Origin of the sequence: Thiomicrospira aerophila AL3 (assembly GCF_000227665.2) — a bacterium.
In the GTDB taxonomy this organism is placed as follows: domain Bacteria; phylum Pseudomonadota; class Gammaproteobacteria; order Thiomicrospirales; family Thiomicrospiraceae; genus Thiomicrospira; species Thiomicrospira aerophila.
In genome coordinates this window covers 1,613,367-1,633,881 of record NZ_CP007030.1, presented here as the reverse complement: position 1 = coordinate 1,633,881, position 20,515 = coordinate 1,613,367, and the positions used below count along the sequence as shown (strand labels likewise).

At 46.9% G+C, this 20,515-nt stretch carries 19 protein-coding genes; 5 read left to right on the top strand and 14 right to left on the bottom strand.

Translation table 11 applies throughout. The features are described 5' to 3' along the window. Nucleotides 1–282: 282 nt before the first annotated feature. The gene (gene metE, locus THIAE_RS08020) at nucleotides 283–2,634 is read left to right on the top strand and encodes a 5-methyltetrahydropteroyltriglutamate--homocysteine S-methyltransferase (RefSeq protein WP_006460723.1); all 2,352 of its coding nucleotides are present in this window, start codon (nucleotides 283–285) and stop codon (nucleotides 2,632–2,634) included. A gap of 68 nt (nucleotides 2,635–2,702) precedes the next feature. Here the strand turns inward: metE and THIAE_RS08015 are convergent, their stop codons facing one another. The 6 genes from THIAE_RS08015 to THIAE_RS07990 form a co-directional block, all read right to left on the bottom strand. Beyond that, entirely contained in the window at nucleotides 2,703–3,080 is a 378-nt protein-coding gene (locus THIAE_RS08015) for a DUF6746 family protein (RefSeq protein WP_006460722.1), read from the bottom strand. Between the two features lie 314 nt (nucleotides 3,081–3,394). Continuing rightward, a complete protein-coding gene (locus THIAE_RS08010) occupies nucleotides 3,395–4,678 on the bottom strand; it encodes a GGDEF domain-containing protein (protein ID WP_006460721.1) in 1,284 nt (427 codons plus the stop codon). Nucleotides 4,679–4,735: 57 nt separating this feature from the next. Further along, the gene (locus THIAE_RS08005; RefSeq protein ID WP_006460720.1) at nucleotides 4,736–5,113 is read right to left on the bottom strand and encodes a DUF6746 family protein; all 378 of its coding nucleotides are present in this window, start codon (nucleotides 5,111–5,113) and stop codon (nucleotides 4,736–4,738) included. A 145-nt stretch (nucleotides 5,114–5,258) separates the two neighbouring features. After that, a complete protein-coding gene (locus THIAE_RS08000) occupies nucleotides 5,259–7,481 on the bottom strand; it encodes a TonB-dependent hemoglobin/transferrin/lactoferrin family receptor (protein WP_006460719.1) in 2,223 nt (740 codons plus the stop codon). A 12-nt stretch (nucleotides 7,482–7,493) separates the two neighbouring features. After that, nucleotides 7,494–8,414, bottom strand: a complete 921-nt coding sequence (locus THIAE_RS07995) for a hypothetical protein (RefSeq protein ID WP_006460718.1) — start codon at nucleotides 8,412–8,414, stop codon at nucleotides 7,494–7,496. 9 nt (nucleotides 8,415–8,423) lie between these two features. After that, nucleotides 8,424–8,963, bottom strand: coding sequence for a HugZ family pyridoxamine 5'-phosphate oxidase (locus tag THIAE_RS07990; protein WP_006460717.1), 540 nt, complete (start codon nucleotides 8,961–8,963; stop codon nucleotides 8,424–8,426). Nucleotides 8,964–9,087: 124 nt separating this feature from the next. On the opposite strand from THIAE_RS07990, the gene THIAE_RS07985 reads away from it, so the two are divergent. From THIAE_RS07985 to THIAE_RS07970, 4 genes are read left to right on the top strand one after another with little or no spacing between them, the layout of a single operon-like run. After that, nucleotides 9,088–10,200 (top strand): ChuX/HutX family heme-like substrate-binding protein, encoded by a 1,113-nt coding sequence (locus THIAE_RS07985; protein ID WP_006460716.1) that lies wholly within the window; start codon nucleotides 9,088–9,090, stop codon nucleotides 10,198–10,200. Continuing rightward, nucleotides 10,197–11,108, top strand: a complete 912-nt coding sequence (locus THIAE_RS07980; RefSeq protein WP_006460715.1) for a heme/hemin ABC transporter substrate-binding protein — start codon at nucleotides 10,197–10,199, stop codon at nucleotides 11,106–11,108. Before THIAE_RS07985 ends, THIAE_RS07980 begins: the two co-directional genes overlap by 4 nt. Further along, nucleotides 11,109–12,140: a FecCD family ABC transporter permease gene (locus tag THIAE_RS07975; protein WP_006460714.1), complete on the top strand. Its 1,032-nt coding sequence runs from the start codon at nucleotides 11,109–11,111 to the stop codon at nucleotides 12,138–12,140. It abuts the gene before it with no gap. A 14-nt stretch (nucleotides 12,141–12,154) separates the two neighbouring features. Next, nucleotides 12,155–12,946 carry a heme ABC transporter ATP-binding protein gene (locus tag THIAE_RS07970; protein WP_041483059.1) on the top strand — a complete coding sequence of 264 codons (792 nt, stop codon included), beginning with the start codon at nucleotides 12,155–12,157 and terminating at the stop codon, nucleotides 12,944–12,946. A gap of 19 nt (nucleotides 12,947–12,965) precedes the next feature. Here the strand turns inward: THIAE_RS07970 and purD are convergent, their stop codons facing one another. From purD to aroQ, 8 genes are read right to left on the bottom strand one after another with little or no spacing between them, the layout of a single operon-like run. Next, entirely contained in the window at nucleotides 12,966–14,261 is a 1,296-nt protein-coding gene (purD, locus tag THIAE_RS07965) for a phosphoribosylamine--glycine ligase (RefSeq protein ID WP_006460712.1), read from the bottom strand. Nucleotides 14,262–14,273: 12 nt separating this feature from the next. Next, nucleotides 14,274–15,836 carry a bifunctional phosphoribosylaminoimidazolecarboxamide formyltransferase/IMP cyclohydrolase gene (gene purH / locus THIAE_RS07960; RefSeq protein WP_006460711.1) on the bottom strand — a complete coding sequence of 521 codons (1,563 nt, stop codon included), beginning with the start codon at nucleotides 15,834–15,836 and terminating at the stop codon, nucleotides 14,274–14,276. 36 nt (nucleotides 15,837–15,872) lie between these two features. After that, nucleotides 15,873–16,121, bottom strand: coding sequence for a helix-turn-helix domain-containing protein (locus THIAE_RS07955; protein ID WP_006460710.1), 249 nt, complete (start codon nucleotides 16,119–16,121; stop codon nucleotides 15,873–15,875). Continuing rightward, nucleotides 16,115–17,110: a tRNA dihydrouridine synthase DusB gene (dusB, locus tag THIAE_RS07950; protein WP_006460709.1), complete on the bottom strand. Its 996-nt coding sequence runs from the start codon at nucleotides 17,108–17,110 to the stop codon at nucleotides 16,115–16,117. The genes THIAE_RS07955 and dusB overlap by 7 nt, the downstream gene beginning before the upstream one ends. A gap of 6 nt (nucleotides 17,111–17,116) precedes the next feature. Then, on the bottom strand, nucleotides 17,117–18,004 hold the full coding sequence (gene prmA / locus THIAE_RS07945) for a 50S ribosomal protein L11 methyltransferase (RefSeq protein ID WP_006460708.1): 888 nt from the start codon (nucleotides 18,002–18,004) through the stop codon (nucleotides 17,117–17,119). Continuing rightward, nucleotides 18,004–19,350, bottom strand: a complete 1,347-nt coding sequence (accC, locus tag THIAE_RS07940; protein ID WP_006460707.1) for an acetyl-CoA carboxylase biotin carboxylase subunit — start codon at nucleotides 19,348–19,350, stop codon at nucleotides 18,004–18,006. Before accC ends, prmA begins: the two co-directional genes overlap by 1 nt. Nucleotides 19,351–19,359: 9 nt before the next feature. After that, nucleotides 19,360–19,824 (bottom strand): acetyl-CoA carboxylase biotin carboxyl carrier protein, encoded by a 465-nt coding sequence (gene accB, locus THIAE_RS07935; RefSeq protein WP_006460706.1) that lies wholly within the window; start codon nucleotides 19,822–19,824, stop codon nucleotides 19,360–19,362. A 38-nt stretch (nucleotides 19,825–19,862) separates the two neighbouring features. Then, nucleotides 19,863–20,300 carry a type II 3-dehydroquinate dehydratase gene (aroQ, locus tag THIAE_RS07930; RefSeq protein ID WP_006460705.1) on the bottom strand — a complete coding sequence of 146 codons (438 nt, stop codon included), beginning with the start codon at nucleotides 20,298–20,300 and terminating at the stop codon, nucleotides 19,863–19,865. Nucleotides 20,301–20,515: the final 215 nt, after the last annotated feature.

The following is a 20,515-nucleotide window of genomic DNA, read 5'->3' as shown; positions in this document are numbered from 1 at the left end:
ACAATTTACGCTGCGCTTCAATTGCCCGCTGAGCAGGGCGTTAGAGCACACGAGGAATAGTCATGGACGAAAAAGAACTAGAAGTGTAATCCCCCCATTTATAACCGAAGTTAAAAGTAGAATTTTAAGCCGCGCTAAATTCTCGATTAGCTAGCCCCTTTCTATCACTATCAATTTAATTCAAGTTAATTTGAATTTTATTCGTTTGTTTTCATGTTGGTGGCGTCTTACCATAATCGGCGATTACACTTTCGTTGGTTTAAATAAGACAAGGAAACAAACATGACGATTAAAACGCATAACCTCGGTTATCCGCGCATTGGCGATTTTCGTGAATTGAAATTTGCGCTGGAGGCCTATTGGAAGGGCGATAAAACCCAAGCCGAACTCGATGCGGTGGCGGCGGAGATTCGCTATCAAAACATTCAAACGCAAATCGCCGCGGGCATTGAGCTGATTCCACTGAATGACTTTGCCTATTACGACCAAGTATTAAATATGAGCACTTTGCTGGGCGTGATTCCCAAGCGTTTCCGTCAGGAAAATTATGAGTTGGATGTGGCGTTTCGGATGGCGCGGGGGCGTGCGCCGTCCGACGACCAGGCCTGCTGTGCCGGGCACGGGCATCAAGCCAATCCATCTAAAGCGGGTTATGCGGGGGCGATGAAAAAATGGTTTGATACCAATTACCATTACATTGTGCCGGAGCTGTATGACGACACTGAATTTGCGATTACCGATACGCGCTTGTTTGCGGAAGTGGCGGAAGCTTTAGCACTCAAGGGCGATGGGCAGAATATTGACTTTAAACCGGTGTTGGTCGGGCCGGTGACTTATTTGTATTTGGCGGAAAATGTCGGCCATGCGATTCCTAAGCTGAGTCGTTTGCCAGCGTTACTAAAAATCTATCAACAAATTCTGCAAAAACTGGCCGAGCAGGGGATTCACTGGGTGCAAATTGATGAGCCGATTTTGGGCTTGGAACTGAGCGCAGAATGGCAGCAGGCGTTTGATTTCGCTTATGCTGAATTGAGCCAAACGCCGGTGAAAATTCTGTTGGCGAGCTATTTTGAAACCTTGGGCGCGCACTTGGATTTAGTGTGCAATCTACCGGTAGCAGGCCTGCATTATGATGGCTTGCGCGGCGAAAAGCAGTTAAATGCGCTGATTGCGCAGTATCCGGCGGATAAGGTGTTGTCGCTTGGTTTGGTTGATGGTCGTAATATTTGGAAAACCGATTTGAATGCGGCGCTTGCCAGCCTGCAAGCCGCCAAAGATAAGTTTGCTGATCATTTGTGGATTGCGCCGAGCTGTTCGTTATTGCATGTGCCGCTGAATCTGGAGGTGGAGGATAAACTCAATCCTGAACTGAAAAGCTATCTGGCGTTTGCCAAACAAAAACTCGCCGAGGTAAAGCTGATTGCCGATGCGCTAAACGGTCAAGCTGATCAAGCTGCGTTGCAAGCGAACGCCAAGCTGATGGCAGACAAACAGCAATCTGAGCTGATTCATAATGCGCAGGTGCAAGCGCGTTTGGCGCAGTTGGCTAACTTACCGCTTGATCGTGCTGCGCCTTACAGCGAGCGCGCGCGACTGCAAAAAGCTAAGTTTAATTTGCCGCTGTTCCCGACCACCACCATTGGCTCGTTTCCACAAACGGCTGAAATCCGTCAAGCACGTCGTCAGTTTAAAAACGGCACGCTGACCGAAGCGCAGTATATCGCGGCGATGCAAGCGGAGATTCGTGATGTCTGTGAACGTCAAGAACGCATTGGCATTGATGTCTTGGTGCATGGCGAACCTGAACGCAATGACATGGTGGAATACTTTGGTGAGCAGTTGGATGGCTATGCCTTTACTCAGTTCGGTTGGGTGCAGTCTTACGGTTCGCGTTGTGTGAAACCACCGATTATTTTTGGCGATGTGTCGCGTCCGCAAGCGATGACGGTGAGCTGGTCGCAGTATGCGCAAAGCCAAACTGATCAGATTATGAAAGGCATGTTGACCGGCGCGGTGACCATGTTGCAATGGTCGTTTGTGCGCAATGATCAGCCGCGTGAAACCACCTGTAACCAAATTGCTTTGGCTTTGCGTGATGAGGTGCTGGATTTGGAAGTCGCCGGTATTCATATGATTCAGATTGATGAAGCGGCCTTACGCGAAGGTTTGCCGTTGAAAAAGTCGGATTGGGCGGACTATTTACGCTGGGCGGTCAACAGTTTCCGCGTTACCACGTCTGGTGTGCAGAATGATACGCAGATTCATACCCACATGTGTTATTCGGAGTTTAATGACATTATCGAAGCGGTGGCAGCGATGGATGCCGATGTGATTACGATTGAAACCTCGAAATCCAATATGAAACTGCTGGATGCGTTTGTCGATTTTGCCTATCCGAATGAAATCGGCCCGGGGGTGTATGACATCCATTCGCCGAATATTCCGACGGTCGAGCAGATGGTGCGTTTGACTGAAAAAGCCGCCCAATTGATTCCGGCTGAACGGCTATGGGTCAACCCGGATTGCGGTTTAAAAACCCGCGGCTGGGCGGAAACCGAACCGGCACTGGCGAATATGGTCAAAGCCGCACAACAGCTTCGAGCGCAATTTGTCGACAAACAAAAAACGGCTTAATTACGTCTTAATCCGTAAATCCTTTGTTTAATAGAACCTATCAGGTCAGCAGCAGGCCTGGTAGATTTTTATTTTACAAAAACCCTAGATTGCTCAAGATAGATGCGGCCTTGATCGCGGGCAATATCGTATTGCGCTTTTTCACTGGCTTGATGCACATCTTCAAGCGTTTCGGCGGTCATTTCCAAATGTTCTTTAATCCGTTCTATGGCATTTTCCAGCGTATAGGTCAACTGATGAATATCCGCCATGTCTTTTGGAGTTAAGGATTCCTTGGCGACGATTGCGGCCAATTTGGGGTTATATTCAGCTAAATTCGCCACCGCCTGTTCATAGGTTTCAGAAGGCACACCTTTAAAATGTTGCGGACCGTGATCGGAAGCCTGCGCTTCGAGGTTCCACAAACCTAAGCTTAAAACCCCCGCTGCTAACAATGATCTTTTCATAACAAGACTCCACATTAAATGACAAGAAAACATTTTATAGCTTACAACAAAAAAGAGTCGATGCACTGAGGGATGCAAGCTAACTAATCCCTACTAACTGGCCATGACCGTTTTCAATAATCACATCCATCTCGACTTTAAGCGGTTAAATATGGCGCATCAACAAAGTTTGCATGGCTGTCAAATCTCGTTAATTGGAGGTGTTGTCTTCAAAAAAATATGGAATTTTTTATCAGTACAAACGTATGTTATCAAGGGTTTTTATTAATTTTTCTCATGATAATCTGTTGAAATATAATAGTTTTTTATAAAAATTAATCAGCTTGATAAAAGCGATAGGTATTGCGTCCAGCGGCTTTGGCTTGATACATGGCGCTGTCTGCCAGTCTCATTAAATCATGCAGGTCGGTGTGGTCTTGTGGATAAAAGGCGATGCCGATACTGGCACCAATTTCCAGCCTGTGCTCGTGAATCAGGTAGGGCGGGGTAATGGCTTGCAAAATATGCTCAGCCACTTTGCCTGCGCGCTGTTGATCCTGATCACCATTCAAAATCACGGTGAACTCGTCACCGCCCATGCGCGCTAGCAAATCGGCCTGGCGCAAACAATCATTCAGACGTTGAGCGACTTGAACTAAAAGTTGATCGCCAACATCGTGACCGAGCGAGTCATTGACCTGCTTAAATCTATCTAAATCAATAAATAACAAGGCCAGGGTTTGTTTGTTGCGTGCCGCTTTTTTAAGCTCCAAATCAAACTGTTGATAAAACAAGGCGCGATTTGGCAGTTTTGTCAGGCTGTCACGGAATGCTAGGGTTTCGAGTTTTTCGGCTTGGTCTTTGGCCTCTTCAGCTTGTTTGTAAAACCAATAAAAAAAATAGGCTAACAACAAACTCAATGCCAAAAATCTTAAAAAGTGCCACAGCCACCAGGTGGCATCCCATAGGCTTGAATATTCAAATAAAACAGCAGACACAGAGAAAAGCAGCGTTAATAGTGCGAGCGCCCAATGGGAAAACTTGCTATGTTTGTAGAAAAGGAGATGAAGGGTTGCTATAAGAAAGCCAACAGCGCCAAGTGTATTTAGGATGATCGCAGTTTCACTAAACACGCCTTCTTCAATCAGCATGCTTGGAAAGCGTTGATCCATCATCACCATGGCTAGGCTGATTGAAAAACCTATGCCTAAACCAAACCATGGCAGGTATGTTAACAAGGTTTTGTGTTGCAGGCGCGATGGTAATGCAATCATGGCCATCAGCAAACCACCGACAAGCACGCCAATACTGTGAAGACCGACAAACGTATTGCCTGGTTCACTGCTACCATGAAAAATAGCAATAACTCCCATGGCGAGAAAGCTCGCTACGGGCCAATAAAAGCGGATAGGTAAAGAATCTGTTTTGACCAGTGTGGTGATATACACTCCAAGGCTCAGGTATAAAATTACACCTGCGCCCTCAATTAGAGCATGTAAGACCGGATTGGGCCAAAGGATACTTGGTAACAATAAACTTACCGCTATTGCTAGTAGTAACGGCGCAAATACACCGGCAACAAGGATCCAATGAATCTGTTTGTTAATAATTGTCTTCAAAGATTACGCTTTTTATTGATAGTTCTCCATATTTTACGGTTAAAAATAAGTATGTGCTTATTTTATTAGTAAATTAGAGGCGTCTAAATAGATGCGGCCTTGATCGCGGGCAATATCGTATTGCGCTTTTTCACTGGCTTGATGCACATCTTCAAGCGTTTCGGCAGTCATTTCCAAATGTTCTTTAATCCGTTCAATGGCATTTTCCAGCGTATAGGTCAACTGATGAATGTCCGCCATGTCTTTTGGGGTTAAGGACTCCTTGGCAACGATTGCGGCGAGCTTGGGGTTATATTCAGCTAAATTCGCCACCGCCTGTTCGTAGGTTTCAGAAGGCACGCCTTTAAAATGTTGCGCACTATGATCGGACGCCTGCGCTCCTAGACTCCACATACTTAAGCTTAAAACACCTGCTATAAACAATGATTTTTTCATAACTAAACTCCATATTAAAAGACAAAAAACATATCATAGATAATAACAAAAAAAGAGTCGGTGCACTCATGATGACTTAACCAGAGACACATCGACTTGATGGATAATAATCAAAATCAAGCCTAACCTACAGGGTAAGCTGCACTCAGAAACGTGTTGTTAGGCTGACTTTTAGACTTCTCCCTGGTTGGGTAAAGGCGTCATTCGAGCTGCTGGTTTTGGGTTGGTTTCTTACGTCTGACCAATGAAGGTAGGCTTCATTGGTTAGGTTGAATACACCGCCTTGTAGTTGCCAATGTTTATTAATATCCCATTCTGCAAGCAGATCAAGGGTGGTGTAAGCATGAGTGGAAAGCAGCTCGTCATCCGGGTTGTTGCGTGCGGCTGCGTGGGATGCAATCAATTCAAGCGCATAATCACCGGGCTTATAACGCGCGCCCAGCACTAATTTGCTCGGTTCAACCGTGGCAAGATCTGATCGTTTACCATCCGCTATCATGCGTCCTTCATTGTAATTAAAGCCGGCCATAATGCGCCAAATGTTATTGATACGCCAACTGACATCTGCCTCTATCCCTTGTACTTCAGCTCTATCACGATTAATGCTTTGGTTAAGTGTTGGATCAGCAGGCGTCCCTGCGCCACCGACTTGGGTTAATTCAATAAAGTCTTTGTAATCGGTGTGGAATAGGCTGATTTGATAGCTGAGTTGTTCATTCTGACCTCGCAAGCCTATTTCATAGAGTTGGCTAGTTTCCGGCTTGAGGTCAGGATTTGAGATGGTTTTATAGGGACTTGCACCGGTTAAGTTGGTAAAACCACTATTAACATTGGTTGGTGTGGGCGCGCGAAAGCCTTCCGAGTATTGCACGTAGTAATTTAGCATTGGCGATTGCTTGAACACCAATCCTAGTTTTTTTGATAGCGCACTATCGTTTAGAGAGATTGGCGTCACCCCCGGGTAAATTGGGTCATTGCTTCGCGCTGGCGTTAAGCTAAATTGATCGTAGCGTAGGCCTGGTATGATGCTCAGCCGGCCTAGGGTAATCTCATCTTGGACAAATAAACCAAGCTGGACGTAATCACTATCAGGAAAGTCTTTCGTTGGAAAGCTGGTGCCGCGGGGTGTACCATCACGCATTTGGGTAATTCGGTTTAAACTATAGTCAGCGCCATAACTTATACGGTGATGAACCTGTTCACCAAAGTTTGACTCAAATTGTGCTCTTACTCCTTTAATGTCTTCTTCATAGCGATTGTTACGTGTTCTATCACTAAAGGTCGGCGAAGACCCGGTACGTTTTTCTTCGGTAAATTGACGATTAGTAGAAGATTGATGGTAGGCACTGATTCTGGCTGATTGGATCAGAGGTTGTGAAAAATCTTCAAAGCTGTAATCCAGCTTAAGCATTTGACGTTCGATGGTATCTTTGGCGGTAAGTGCGGTGGTATCCCAGGACATAAGCCCCATTTGGGTGCGCCCTAAGCCACTTTTAACATTTGTTTTGAGTTGACGATGGAGTGATTCACCGGTGAGTTGCAGCTGATGTTGATCATTAAGCTGCCAACGTAACTTGCCTAGTAAATAATCTGATTGATTATTCTGCGGGTTGGGACGTGTCCGCGCTGCCCCCGTTCCACCTTGGTTGCCTTGATTATCCAATTCGCTGTAGCGTCTTTGGGTGAATAACAGTAGGCCGGCCAGATCATTGTTTTTAAATGCAACAGCGGGGGTAATAAAGGTCCCTCGGTTCGCTGAATCATAGCCGGTTCTAATGGTGATTTGTTGATTGTTACCAAGGGTTAACAGATCTTCAGGATCCTTGGTTTGAAAGCTGACGGCACCAGCCAAACCATCACTGCCATATAAACTTGAACTGGGGCCGCGCAGGATTTCAACGCGTTTATAGCCCTCTGGTTCTAGGTAATCCCCGCGTCCGACCAGCATCGGTCCGAAACTAAAGGTCGCAGGAATGGGCACCCCATCCGATAATAGGGTGACTTGATTACCTTCTAAACCGCGAATGTTAATGCCTTCATTCCCACCACGCCCTGTGTTGCCTAATGCCGCACCAGCACGCATGGGTTGTGCTTTAATCGCAATACCTGGTTGATAACGGAATAGGTCTTTTATCCCGGTCGCTTGGGTTTTATCAAGTGCTTTTTGATCTATGACGGTCACTGTATTGGCGGTGTCATAGAGTTCTTGTTCAATGCCACCAAGTGTAACGGTGATTTTTTCAAGTGTGCTATCGGCAGCAGCCGTACCCGCGTAAACAGCCATTAAACTGGCTATAAATAATGTTAACGGCTTTATTTTTGGTTTGGGTAAGCCTGCTTGATCAATCTTTCTAGAATATATGCGCACAATATCGCTCCATTAGTTAAGTTGTTGAAAAATTTGCTGCCACTGGTGGCTAGAGTGGCAGGGTTGTTGATCAGTAATGGTTAATACTTCTTGATTACGGCTATCCAGTAATTTGATTTGAATAGCACTAGCTGTGTCAGTAGGAATCTTTAAGCACCAGGCCTGGCTAATATGTTTGCTTAATATTTGTAATTTAAAGCCGGCATCTGTTAACAGCAATTTGTCATCGGTTTGAAACAATTTACGTATGCGCCCAAGGTGTGTTTGGGTGAGCGCTTCATTACGCGCGGTGATACTCATAAAAGCCTGGCTCAATCTTAAGCGTTCAAGGTGGTGAACCAATTGTTCAAAGGTCATGCTGCGTGCAAAGCGGTTACCAAGGCTTTCGAAGAGGGTTGGAAGTTGGTGAGCCTGTGCTTTAAAAAGACTATTGGCTTGTTGCGGGTGTTTAAAACTCAACCAAATTTGCTGTAATTGTCCTTGATCAATGGGTTGAACAGCGAAGCGATGGGTTTTGAATCGCTTTATATGAGTTGTTTTTGGTGTGATTGCACTTAGGCCCGCATAGGTATCAAACCATTCGCTTAAATGCTCTGCCTCAACGCTGTTTGGATCATGGAGTGATTTTAAGCAGTAGGCTAGCTGTCCGTGGCTATCTTTAATATCGATATAAGCTTGGTCTTGCTGCCAAAACGCCGCTAAGTTTTGCCACTTGTGGGTAAATAAATTGGCATTCACAAATGGAGCCGAGCCAATCAAGCGTGACCCACGATGATGGAGTTTACAAAAGCGAGCAGTCACTTGGTGATGCAATCCCGAATTCACTAACACGGCTTTCCAGATGCCTGTTGGGGCTAAGTTTTTGATTGCGTTTGTGTACTGGTCGGTTAAACAAAAACCATGCGTAGGGTGAGTGGTCTGTAGTTTTAACATGGTTGCTCCCTAGGATGCTTGTGCGTCGGTGAGATGACGTGAAGATTGGCCGTGGCCACGATCATTCATATGTTTAACCTCGTTTAAGGCATCGCCATTTAGGGTATATGCTTGGGCAAAACCTCTAACAAAAGTGGCTGATAACACCTCTAATTCAAACAAATGAAAGTCTTTAAGGTTTTGAAGATGTAAGGCTGTTTCACCATGGTGACTAACATAGTGATGCATTAGGTCCGCCCAGTTAGGGTGTTGGCGATCTATAGGTTTAGCGGTAGCCATCAGTGTTGCTCTTTTGCGTGCAAAAATGTTTTGACAGGTTTTTTCATCTTCAATCACCATGACACTCAGGCCGGGGCGCACAAATAAATTACCCGTATGTTTGGCTAACTCAGACACATAAATGTAAAGTTTTCCATCATGCCAAAGGTAGGGCGCATAACTGGCATTGGGTAGCTGATTGGTATCCAGCGTAGCCAAGACAGCGCTGTTTTGCGACGTTAAAAATTGTTGAAAATCCATCGCGACTGATTGCATAGGTAGGCGTTCCATCGTGTTCACTCCAGTTCGTTAAGTTAATCTAATTAAAAACAATTAGCATTTGCTTTCTTTTTGTAATACTATATTTATCAATAATCATTATCAATATATTTTTTACTATATTTAAGGTGGGCTTATGGAAATTGAATTTGATCGTCCCAGCTTGCTTGTTGCAAAGCAGCGTTGTATCGATGAGAAAAAACGCGCTAGAAACGCGGCGCAATTGATGGGTATTTCAGAGCTGATGTATGTTTTATTGGGTGACTTACAGAAGATTCATTTTATTCGCAAGCAGGATTTTAAGCCGCTGCTACAAGCCTTTTCTGGTCAATTCGCGATGGCGTTAACGCGCAATGATGCGGTTGTTTTAGAGCACACCGGTGAGTTATGTTATGAATGTTATGCATCTGGCTTAGTAGGTTGGAGTCAACAAGATTGGCTGGCAGAGTTTGATTTGTCTTGTTGGCATTATGCTATTTGGTTAGGAGCTGACTCTCGGCCTTCATTGCAGTTTTATGATGCATCAGGTGAGGCTTTACATAAGCTGTTTGTTGTTGATCAGACTGATCGACAAGGATTTATGAATGCTATAGCTCCTTTTTTGATGAATCCACAGGATTGGGCTAGAGAAGTGGGGGTTGAAGGGGATCCAGCAAGATCAAGTCGGGAAGCAGGTATTGAGCGTTGGTTGTTTATGAAGTTGCAGGCCTGCTTAAAAGAACATGAGTCAGTGAAATCCTGCCGATTGATTGATAAGGAGGCGTTGTTGCTCGATTGGCGATTGCTATCTCACCGTGACAATATAGGTTCACTTTTCAAACAGTATAAAATTACGCGTCCTGCTGGCTATGCGTTATTGAGTGAGGGGGTTTTTCAGCTAGACACATCGGCACTAGGTCAAATTTTCAATCACGTCAGGGATAAGCATTTGGCCGTTAAAATTACTGTTGCTAATGCCGGTGCTATCCAAACACATCGTGGATTAGTTAATAAATTAGTTACAGTTGGGCCTTGGTTTAATGTATTGGATCCCGCGTTTAATATGCATTTGATGGAAACGGAGGTGGCCAGTATTTGGTTGTTAACCAAAGGGTTTGATGATGACTTTGCTGCACACATTGAATGTTTTGATCATCAAGAGCGGTTAATTATTTCGATCGCCCCATGCGCCACAGAACGGCCTGCAGATGATCAGGAATGGTGGAATTTAATCAATGACTTAGCTTATAGTGCAAGGAGGGTGGCATGATTAAACCAAGCGTTGTTCACTTTTGGATACTGATGTTTTTGGGTCTTGTTTTACTAATGGGTTTGGGGCATAAAGCGCAGGCTGCGGAGCGGATTGTTACGATTGATGGCTCGGTTACAGAAATTGTGTTTGCGCTCGGATTAGGCGATAAAGTGGTAGGGCGTGACATTACCAGTCGTTACCCTGAGGCGGTGAACGACCTGCCGGATGTGGGTTATATGCGCCAACTCACGGTTGAGGGGGTCTTGTCACTGAGTCCGGATTTAATTATTGCGACCAGTGATGCCAAGCCCAGCAAAACCCTAGATCGGCTTCAGGCATCGGGTATTCGGGTTGAGATTATAGATAATACGCCCAGTTTAGACGGTATTATGCATAAGGTTGAGCAGATTGCGGCGGTGTTGGGTGTGCCGGAGCGAGGTCGTGATCTTAATCAGGTTATAGCGCAGGAATTTGATCAAGCTATCGCGATCATTGCTGAGCAACAGGCTAGCGGAGCGAGTCAACCGCAAGGGATTTTTGTTTTAACCGTGCGCAATGGTAATTTGTCGGTAGCCGGAAAAGGCAGTCGTGCCAACGAACTTCTGAAGATGATTGGCGTGACCAATCCAGTGGAGCAGCAGATCTATAATTACCAGCCGTTGTCAGCAGAAGCGGCTATTAATATTAATCCAGATTTTATTTTTATGCTGGAACAGGGTGTCAGTATGTCAGGAGGTAAGCAAGCCGTGTTAAATAATCCGGTGTTGAAGCATACGCAGGCGTTTGACCAGCAGCGTTTAATTATCATGCCGAATGATGCCTTGAGCTTTGGTCCTAGATTGGGGCAAATGATCAGCCATGTATATCAACAATGGCAGCAAGAATCAAGCGCAACACGCCTTATGGCTAAAAACGGGAATCAATAAGTGAGATTAATTAAATGTGCGCCTTGCGGCTTATCGGTATTGGTGATTGTGGTTTTACTGATGGCCGTGGTGTCCATGACGATAGGTGCGATTCAGATTGGCTGGCTAGATGTGGTGCTGGCGTTGTTTGGGTTATCGGATAATGCGCAGTGGAATTGGGTGGTGCAGGAGATCCGTTTGCCGCGTGTCATTCTGGGGATACTGGTCGGTGCCGGTTTAGCGGTGGCTGGTGCGGCGATGCAGGGATTGTTTCGCAACCCTTTAGCCGATCCAGGCCTGGTTGGCGTGTCCACCGGCGCGGCGTTGGCGGCGGTGTCGGTGATTGTATTGGGATCAACTTATCTTGCCGGTTGGACAGCTATGACCGGCTATTATGCGGTGCCGATTGCCGCGTTTTTGGGCGGCTTAACGATTACTTGGCTGATTTATCAAATCGCCACCAAAGATGGCCGAACCGATGTCGCGCTGATGCTGTTGGCGGGGATTGCGATTAATGCCATTGCCGGTGCGGCCACTGGGGTCTTGACCTATTATTCAACCGATGAAGCCTTGCGCAGCTTGACCTTCTGGACGATGGGTTCCTTGGCAAGTGCAACCTGGACAGATGTATTGGTATCGGGTATTCCGATTTTGTTGGCTATAGGTTTATTACCCTATTTTGCCTTAACCCTGAATGCGTTTTTAATGGGAGAAAGAGTCAGCGAACATATCGGTTTTAATGTCAAGCTTGCCAAGCGCGCGATCATTGTGTTGACCGCATTGAGTGTGGGTGCGGCGGTCGCAGTCAGTGGGGTGATTGGGTTTGTCGGCTTGGTCGCGCCACATCTGGTGCGTTTGTTGTTAGGGCCTGATCATCGTTGGGTATTGCCGGGTAGTGCATTAATGGGCGCGATTTTAGTGATTTTATCTGACTCGATTGCCAGAATAATTGTTGCCCCGGCGGAGTTACCTATTGGGCTGGTGATGGCGGCGATTGGTGGGCCGTTCTTCCTTGCTTTGTTACTCCAGCGTCGTAACCGAGTTGGTTTTTAAGTCGGTTTTTTGGGATGAGTATGATTTCAGTAGCAGACTTTAATTTAACGTTGAATGGCAAAGCGATTTTGCAACAGGTTTCAGTAGAGATTGAAGCGGGTGAAGTGTTGGTGATTTTGGGTCCAAACGGTGCGGGTAAATCCAGTTTACTCAAGGTGTTGGCGGGTGAGTTCGAGGCTTATAAGCCCGCCGTACAATTTCATCAACGTCCGTTATCCAGTTATGCGCCGCGTGAGTTGGCGCAGTTGCGTGCGGTCATGCCGCAATCGGTGCATTTGGATTTCCCGTTTTTGGCGGAAGAAGTGGTCAGTATGGCGATTCCTTATGCCGGCAAAGCGGAAGTAAAGCGCCGAGTAGACGAGGCGTTGGCGTTGTTTGATGTCAGTCATCTTGCTCAGCGCAACTATCTCACCTTGTCCGGTGGTGAGCAACAACGGGTGCAGTTGGCACGGGTGTTGGCGCAAATATTAACGGCGGCCAAACAAGCTGAACAGACGGGCGGCTTGCCACCGTTATTGTTGCTCGATGAATGCACCTCCAACTTGGACTTAGCCCACCAGCAGCAGGTGTTTAAGGTACTGCGCCGTTTGGCGCGCGATGTCAAGATGGCGGTCGTGGCGGTGTTGCATGACCTAAACTTGGCATCACACTATGCCGACCGCGCGTTGTTATTGTCGGAAGGCAAAATCGTTCAACAAGGGCCGGTTCATCAGGTCCTAACTCAGTCGACGATTGAAGCCGTGTATCAAACACCGGTTGAGATTATTGAGAGGCCAGGCACTTGGCCAATCATTGTGCCTGGTTAGGGAAAAGAGATAGGGAGGTTTATTTAGCCTGCTGTTCGCGCGCAACCGCACGATAGCCAATATCGGTGCGATAAAAATGATCTTGCCAGGATATTTTGTCCGCTACCGCATAAGCATGGGCTTGTGCCTCGGCGACGTTTTCACCCAAACTGGTTGCGCAAAGTACCCGCCCACCGTTGGTGGTCACTTCATTATTGGCATTGAGTTGGGTGCCGGCATGAAATACTTTCGCATTAGGTATTTGTGCGGCAGCCTCAAGACCGCTGATCACATGACCGGTTGCATAGTCGTTTGGATAGCCGCCGGCAGCAATGACGACACCGAGCGCGGGACGAGAGTCCCATTCGACTTTGACGCTATCAAGCTTTTGCTCTAGCGCGGCTAAGCATAGGTCGGCAAGATTCGATTGTAGGCGCATCATAATGGGCTGGGTTTCTGGATCACCAAAACGGCAGTTAAACTCTAATACTTTGGGATTTCCTGCCGCATCAATCATCAGGCCTGCATATAAAAAGCCAGTGTAGGGTAAGCCATCCGCCGCCATGCCACGGATGGTGGGATAAATGACCTCGGTCATAACGCGATCATGGATGGCTTGGGTAACAACGGGCGCAGGGCTGTAGGCTCCCATGCCACCAGTGTTAGGGCCTAGATCGCCATTATCACGTGCTTTGTGATCTTGTGAGGTCGCCATGGCCAGGGCATTGACTCCATCAGCCATGACAATAAAGCTTGCTTCTTCACCCGCTAAAAACTCTTCCACCACCACGCGCGAGCCGGCGGCACCAAATTTATTGCCTGCTAGCATGTCTTTTATGGCAGCTTCGGCTTCTGCACTGTTTTGCGCAATAATCACGCCTTTACCCGCTGCAAGGCCATCGGCTTTAATTACAATTGGCGTGCCTTTTTGAGCAATATAGGCTAACGCTGGGTCAACTTCGGTAAATACTTGATATTCAGCGGTTGGAATAGCGTGTTTAGCTAAAAAGTCTTTACTAAAGGCTTTAGAGCCTTCTAGTTGCGCCGCACCTTTTGTTGGGCCAAAACATTTTAAACCAGCCGCAGTGAAGGCATCGACCACCCCTAATACCAGCGGTGCTTCTGGGCCAACGATGGCCAAATCAATCGCATTGTCTTGCGCAAACTTCACCAGGCCTGGTATGTCCGTTGCACTGATATTGACATTAGTTAAGTTTGGCTCAAGCGCTGTGCCGGCATTACCTGGCGCAACAAAAACCTGAGTGTTAGGGGCTTGTGCCGTTTTCCATGCCAAAGCATGTTCGCGACCACCGTTACCAATAATTAATACTTTCATAAAAGAGTCCTTTTAGTGTTTAAAGTGGCGCATCCCAGTGAACACCATCGCAATCCCATGCTCATTGGCGGCGGCGATAACTTCTTCGTCACGCATTGAACCACCCGGATGAATCACGGCTTTAATACCCGCTGCTGCTGCCGCATCAATGCCGTCACGGAATGGGAAAAACGCATCCGATGCCATCACCGAACCTTTCACTTCCAAACCTTCATCGGCGGCTTTAATCCCAGCGATTTTGGCGCTATACACGCGGCTCATTTGGCCTGCACCGACGCCAATGGTCATGCCGTCTTTCACATACACAATAGCGTTGGATTTCACGTATTTCGCCACTTTCCACGCAAATAGCAAGTCTTGCATTTGTTCTGGGGTCGGTGCGATTTTGCTGACGACTTTTAAGTCGGCTTCGGTAATCATGCCTAAATCGCGATCCTGTACCAATAAACCGCCAGTGACGCGTTTGTAATCATAAGCGGCTTGTTGGCCGTTTAATTCGCCACAGGCAAGTAGGCGCACGTTTTTCTTGGCCTCAACGATAGCTTGTGCTGCTTGGCTAATGCTAGGGGCAATAATGACTTCCACAAATTGACGATCCACAATCGCTTGCGCGGTTTGGGCGTCTAATTCGCGGTTAAAGGCAATAATGCCGCCGAATGCCGAGGTCGGGTCGGTCTTATAAGCGCGGTCATAGGCTTCAAACAGATTGCCACCGGTGGCAACGCCGCAAGGGTTGGCGTGTTTTACAATCACACAAGCGGTTTGTTCAAAGGTTTTAACCAATTCCAAGGCCGCATCGGTATCGGCAATGTTGTTAAAAGATAATTCTTTGCCTTGCAGTTGGGTAGCAGTTGAAACCGACGCTTCTGAGGCATTGCGCTCCACATAAAATGCGGCGTTTTGATGTGGGTTTTCGCCATAACGCATTGACTGTTTTTTAACAAATTGCGTATTGAAGGTACGCGGGAAGGCGTCGGTTTTGTCTTCAGTGAATAGGGTGCCGAAATAGTTGGCAATTGCGCCGTCATAACGCGCGGTTTGTTCAAAGGTTTTGATCGCTAAGTCAAAGCGGGTGGCGTGCGATAGCTGGCCAGCATTGGCTTGCATTTCTTCTAAAATACGCGCGTAATCTTTAGGGTCGGTAACCACAGCGACATCTTTATGATTTTTGGCGGCAGAACGCAACATAGTTGGGCCGCCAATGTCGATGTTTTCAATCGCGTCTTCAAGTGAGCAATCGGCTTTAGCGACCGTCGCTTCGAATGGATAAAGATTAACCACCACCATATCAATCGGTTTAATGCCATGTTCGGCCATAATTGCATCATCGGTACCGCGACGTCCTAATAAGCCACCATGGACTTTAGGGTGCAGGGTTTTGACGCGGCCATCCATCATTTCTGGAAATCCGGTGTATTCCGATACTTCTGTCACCACCAGGCCTGCATCACGCAAGGCTTTGTAGGTGCCGCCGGTGGATAAAATTTCGACACCGAATTGGCTCAAGGATTTGGCAAAATCAATAATGCCGGTTTTGTCGGATACGCTAATTAAGGCACGACGGACGGGTTTCATAAATATCTCCAGAAGTAAAAATAGAGGGAATAACGATTAGTCATTAGAAGGCATTAGGTTGTAGTGCTGCATCTTTTTTCGAAGGGTGTTGCGATTGATGCCTAGCATTGCCGCCGTTTGAGATTGATTGCCTGCCGTTTGGGCCAGTACGTATTCAATTAAAGGTTTTTCAACTTGTTGAATCACCATGGCATGAAGATTACTGACTTTTTCGCCTTCTAGGGTATTAAAGTAGTAGTCGAGGCTATCAATTAAGTGATGTTCGAGGGGCAAGGGTTTTAGCATGATTCTAATTCTAGTCTTGTGTCTAACGCATCAAAATATTTGTCGATGCAGGCTTGTTGTTTGGTCGATACATCCAGTCGATTGAACATCTGGCGTAAACGATCACCTGCAGGTAAATGCTGGGCGTACCATCCCAAGTGTTTGCGCGCTATTCTTACACCTTGGGTTTCGCCGTACAATCGGTAAATGGCATCTAAATGATCACGCATAATATGTTGTCTTGCCATTAAGCTTGGATCTGGCAACAGGGTTTTGTTGTTCACCCATGCGTCAATTTGATTAAAAAGCCAAGGTCGACCCAGTACAGCGCGGCCTAACATAATCGCATCGGCATTCGTATAGTTTAATACAAATTGCGCGTCTTCGGCAGAACAAATATCGCCATTGGCAATCACTGGGATAGATACGGTTTGTTTGATCAGCGCGATAGTGTCATATTCAGCTTGGCCGTTAAATTTATCTGCGCGAGTTCGACCATGAACCGTAATAGCGCTTAAGCCACAGCCTTCGGCGATTTTGGCGATCTCAAGCCCATTTTTATGCTCGGCATTAATACCAGTTCGAATTTTGACAGTCACGGGGACATCTACCGCTGCCACTACTGCATTAAAAATACTGGCAACCTGCTCAGGGTAGGCCAATAAGGCCGAACCGGCTGCTTGTTGACAGACTTTTTTAGCCGGACAGCCTAGATTAAGATCAATCACTTGTGCGCCTTGAGCAACTTGGCGCTGTGCGGCATCAGCCAAGGCTTTAGGGTCAATACCTAACAACTGAATGGCGCGCGGTTCAGGATCTGCCATATTGACCTGTCGAGTCGCAGATTTTTTGGTTTCCCATAGGTGGGTTTGCGCGCTTAGCATTTCCCCAATCGCATAACCGGCACCCTGTTTATAGCAGATGCTTCGTAAAGCACTATCGCTTACTCCGGCCATTGGCGCGAGCACCCATTTATTTGGAAGCTGATAGGGGCCGAGTTGCCAGCTCATAATGCGCTATGACGTTGGGGTGGCTTTGACGCCCACCAGTAATGCCCAGTCTTCGTGCTGGTTTGCTAGTTGAAGATCAATACCAACCTCGCGATAACAGGTGATCAGTTGTTCGGACTGGCTAACAAGCAGGCCTGATAACACCAGTTGCCCATCGGTGACTAGGTATTGGCTTAAAATGGGGGCGAGTTCAGCTAATGGCCCCGCTAGGATATTCGCGAGAATCAGCTGTGATTGGGGTAGTTTGATGTCATTTACCAGGCCTGCTTGCACGGTCACCTGATTGCGCTGGGCATTATCAAGTGTGGCCGTAATGGCCTGTGGATCAATATCAGTGGCATAAACCGAGTTGGCTCCTAGTTTAGCCGCGGCAATCGCTAAAATACCTGAGCCGCAACCATAGTCAATAACAGATTTGTTAACGGGCGGATTAGCATCCAACCAGGTTAAGCACATGGCAGTGGTTGGATGGGTGCCGGTGCCAAACGCCAGACCTGGATCAAGGAGTAAATTTGTCGCATCTGGGTGGGGTGCCGCTAACCAACTAGGCACAATCCACAGGTTTGTACCGAACTGCATGGGTTGGAATTGATCCATCCATTCACGAACCCAGTCTTTATCTTCAATGAGCTCAACTTTAAATTGACTCGGTGAGAGTTCGGGCATCAGTTGAGTGAGTCCAAGTAGGCATTCAGCAGAGTTAACCTGTGCATCAAATAATCCCATTACCCGAGTTTGTTGCCAAATCGGCGTCGTGCCAAGCTCAGGTTCAAATATTTCTTGTTCACCGGTTTCAGCAAAAGTCACAGACAGCGCACCCAGTTCCATGAGTGCATCGGAAAGGGGTTCAGCCTGCGCTTCAGCAACCGTGCTGGTGATTTGAATCCAAGCCATTAAACTAAATGCTCAAGCCGATGTTCGAGATAATGAATGTTGCGGCCACCTTCAGTAAAGCCCTGATCACTCATAATTTCACGTTGTAGCTCTATATTAGAGTCAATCCCTTTAATCGCCATTTCCTGCAGGGCAGTGCGCATCCGAGCAATCGCCGTATCGCGATCGGCACCAGAGCAAATGACTTTGGCTATCATGGAGTCATAGTGAGGGGGGACGGTATAACCGGTATAAATATGCGTGTCAATGCGCACGCCTGGGCCGCCGGGTAAATGCAAACGCTCAATTTTGCCTGGCGAGGGCATAAAGTTTTTTGCTGGATTTTCGGCATTAATACGGCACTCAATCGCATGACCAGTGAGCTTGATATCAGATTGCTTGATGGTCAATGGACGGCCCATGGCAATTTCAATTTGTGCTTTAACCAGGTCAATTCCCGTCACTTGCTCAGTGACTGGGTGTTCAACTTGCAAACGTGTGTTCATCTCAATGAAATAAAACTCACCATTTTCATATAAAAATTCAAAAGTACCTGCGCCGCGATAATTGATGTCAACACAGGCTTTGGCACAAATTGCACCGATGCGGTTGCGTTGTTCTTCGGTTACGCCTGGTGCGGGTGCTTCTTCGACGACCTTCTGATGACGGCGCTGCATCGAGCAATCGCGTTCACCTAGATGAATCGCATTGCCTTGGCCATCGGCAAGAACCTGAATTTCAATATGGCGGGGGTTTTCTAGAAACTTTTCCATATAGACTTCAGGGTTGTTAAAGGCGGCACCGGCTTCTTGTTTGGTTAGCTGAATCGACTTTAATAAACTGCCTTCCGTATGCACTACGCGCATGCCGCGCCCACCGCCGCCGCCAGAGGCTTTAATAATCACTGGATAGCCAATTTCTTTGGCAATACGTAAATTCGTTTCAGCATCGTCACCTAGTGGGCCACCAGAACCGGGAACAGTCGGGACGCCTGCGGCTTTCATTGCGCGAATAGCTTGAACTTTATCGCCCATCATGCGGATGGTGTCACCTTTAGGGCCGATAAAAATAAAACCGCTTTCTTCGACACGATCGGCAAAATCAGCGTTTTCAGACAAAAAGCCGTAGCCTGGGTGGATAGCTTCCGCATCGGTGACTTCAGCGGCGGAAATAATGGCTGGAATATGTAGGTAGCTTTGTGCTGAGGCTGCAGGGCCAATACACACGGTTTCATCGGCCATTAGCACGTGTTTTAGGTTAGCATCAGCTGTGGAGTGAACAGCCACGGTTTTAATGCCTAGTTGTTTACAAGCGCGTAACACGCGAAGGGCAATTTCGCCCCGGTTGGCTATAAGTAGTTTTTCCATGGCTAACCCTTATTCAACAACAAACAGTGTTTGACCGTATTCAACCGGCTCACCATTCTGAATCAGAATTTGTTTGACGACACCTGAAACTTCCGCTTCGATAGGGTTCATGATTTTCATCGCTTCAATAATGCACAGGGTGTCACCAATCGTGATGCTATCACCTACACTTACAAAAGGCGCCGCAGTCGGTGACGGGGCGGCATAAAAGGTACCGACCATCGGTGAGGCGATTTTAGTACCAGTCGGTTCAGCGGCTGCAACGGGCGCAGGCGCACTGGTTGGCGCTGCAGGTGCGGGATTCGATGCCGCTGTAGGGGCTGCTTGATAATGCATTGCAGTCGGTGCGGTCATGTAAATAGGTTCTTTGTTGCGGGTGATTCGAACAGAATGCTCGCCTTCTTGAATTTCTATTTCAGCAATATTTGATTCTTCAACAATTTCAATAAGTTTGCGGATTGAGCGAATATCCATGATGTAATTCCTTGTAATTTTTGATTTATTTAATGTCGTTATTCTAAATGTTTAATGGCCGCTTCTAATGCAAAGCGATAGCCATCCGCACCCAGGCCAGCAATGACGCCAACGGCTAGGTCTGAGAAATAGGAGTGCTGTCGGAAGCTTTCGCGTTTATGCACATTAGAGAGGTGTATTTCGATAAAAGGGATATTAACCGCCGCGAGGGCATCGCGAATGGCGACACTAGTATGAGTGAAAGCGGCAGGGTTAATAATAATGAATTCGGTGCCATCATCCATGGCTTGATGAATACGCTCGATTAAGGCGTGTTCAGCATTGCTTTGAAAATGCCAGAGTCTAACTGCAAAATCATCGGCAATGGTTTCTAATTCTTCAATAATATCAGCGAGGGTTTGACGACCGTAGATGTGGGGTTCGCGTCGTCCGAGCATATTCAGGTTAGGACCATTGAGGACCAAAATGCTTGCCATAAGGATTAGGGCTCCAAAAATTTGGGAATGCGGTTTAAATTTTGCAAAGACTGAGCATGATTATAAGTTAATTCTTTTGCTATTGCTATGGATAAGCGCGAGCAAATATGAGGGCTAGATGATGGAATTGTTGTAAAAAGCGGCGAAATTACCTGCATACTGGTTATTTTGGCAGTGAAACAAAAAAGCCTGCTTATATGAAGTTATAAGCAGGC

What these genes read in the sequence shown, in the direction of transcription:
- metE (WP_006460723.1), top strand. Translation starts at nt 283, where the DNA reads ATGACGATTAAAACGCATAACCTCGGTTATCCGCGCATTGGCGATTTT.
- THIAE_RS08015 (WP_006460722.1), bottom strand. Translation starts at nt 3,080, where the DNA reads ATGAAAAGATCATTGTTAGCAGCGGGGGTTTTAAGCTTAGGTTTGTGG.
- THIAE_RS08005 (WP_006460720.1), bottom strand. Translation starts at nt 5,113, where the DNA reads ATGAAAAAATCATTGTTTATAGCAGGTGTTTTAAGCTTAAGTATGTGG.
- THIAE_RS07995 (WP_006460718.1), bottom strand. Translation starts at nt 8,414, where the DNA reads ATGTTAAAACTACAGACCACTCACCCTACGCATGGTTTTTGTTTAACC.
- THIAE_RS07990 (WP_006460717.1), bottom strand. Translation starts at nt 8,963, where the DNA reads ATGGAACGCCTACCTATGCAATCAGTCGCGATGGATTTTCAACAATTT.
- THIAE_RS07985 (WP_006460716.1), top strand. Translation starts at nt 9,088, where the DNA reads ATGGAAATTGAATTTGATCGTCCCAGCTTGCTTGTTGCAAAGCAGCGT.
- THIAE_RS07980 (WP_006460715.1), top strand. Translation starts at nt 10,197, where the DNA reads ATGATTAAACCAAGCGTTGTTCACTTTTGGATACTGATGTTTTTGGGT.
- THIAE_RS07970 (WP_041483059.1), top strand. Translation starts at nt 12,155, where the DNA reads ATGAGTATGATTTCAGTAGCAGACTTTAATTTAACGTTGAATGGCAAA.
- purD (WP_006460712.1), bottom strand. Translation starts at nt 14,261, where the DNA reads ATGAAAGTATTAATTATTGGTAACGGTGGTCGCGAACATGCTTTGGCA.
- purH (WP_006460711.1), bottom strand. Translation starts at nt 15,836, where the DNA reads ATGAAACCCGTCCGTCGTGCCTTAATTAGCGTATCCGACAAAACCGGC.
- THIAE_RS07955 (WP_006460710.1), bottom strand. Translation starts at nt 16,121, where the DNA reads ATGCTAAAACCCTTGCCCCTCGAACATCACTTAATTGATAGCCTCGAC.
- dusB (WP_006460709.1), bottom strand. Translation starts at nt 17,110, where the DNA reads ATGAGCTGGCAACTCGGCCCCTATCAGCTTCCAAATAAATGGGTGCTC.
- prmA (WP_006460708.1), bottom strand. Translation starts at nt 18,004, where the DNA reads ATGGCTTGGATTCAAATCACCAGCACGGTTGCTGAAGCGCAGGCTGAA.
- accC (WP_006460707.1), bottom strand. Translation starts at nt 19,350, where the DNA reads ATGGAAAAACTACTTATAGCCAACCGGGGCGAAATTGCCCTTCGCGTG.
- accB (WP_006460706.1), bottom strand. Translation starts at nt 19,824, where the DNA reads ATGGATATTCGCTCAATCCGCAAACTTATTGAAATTGTTGAAGAATCA.
- aroQ (WP_006460705.1), bottom strand. Translation starts at nt 20,300, where the DNA reads ATGGCAAGCATTTTGGTCCTCAATGGTCCTAACCTGAATATGCTCGGA.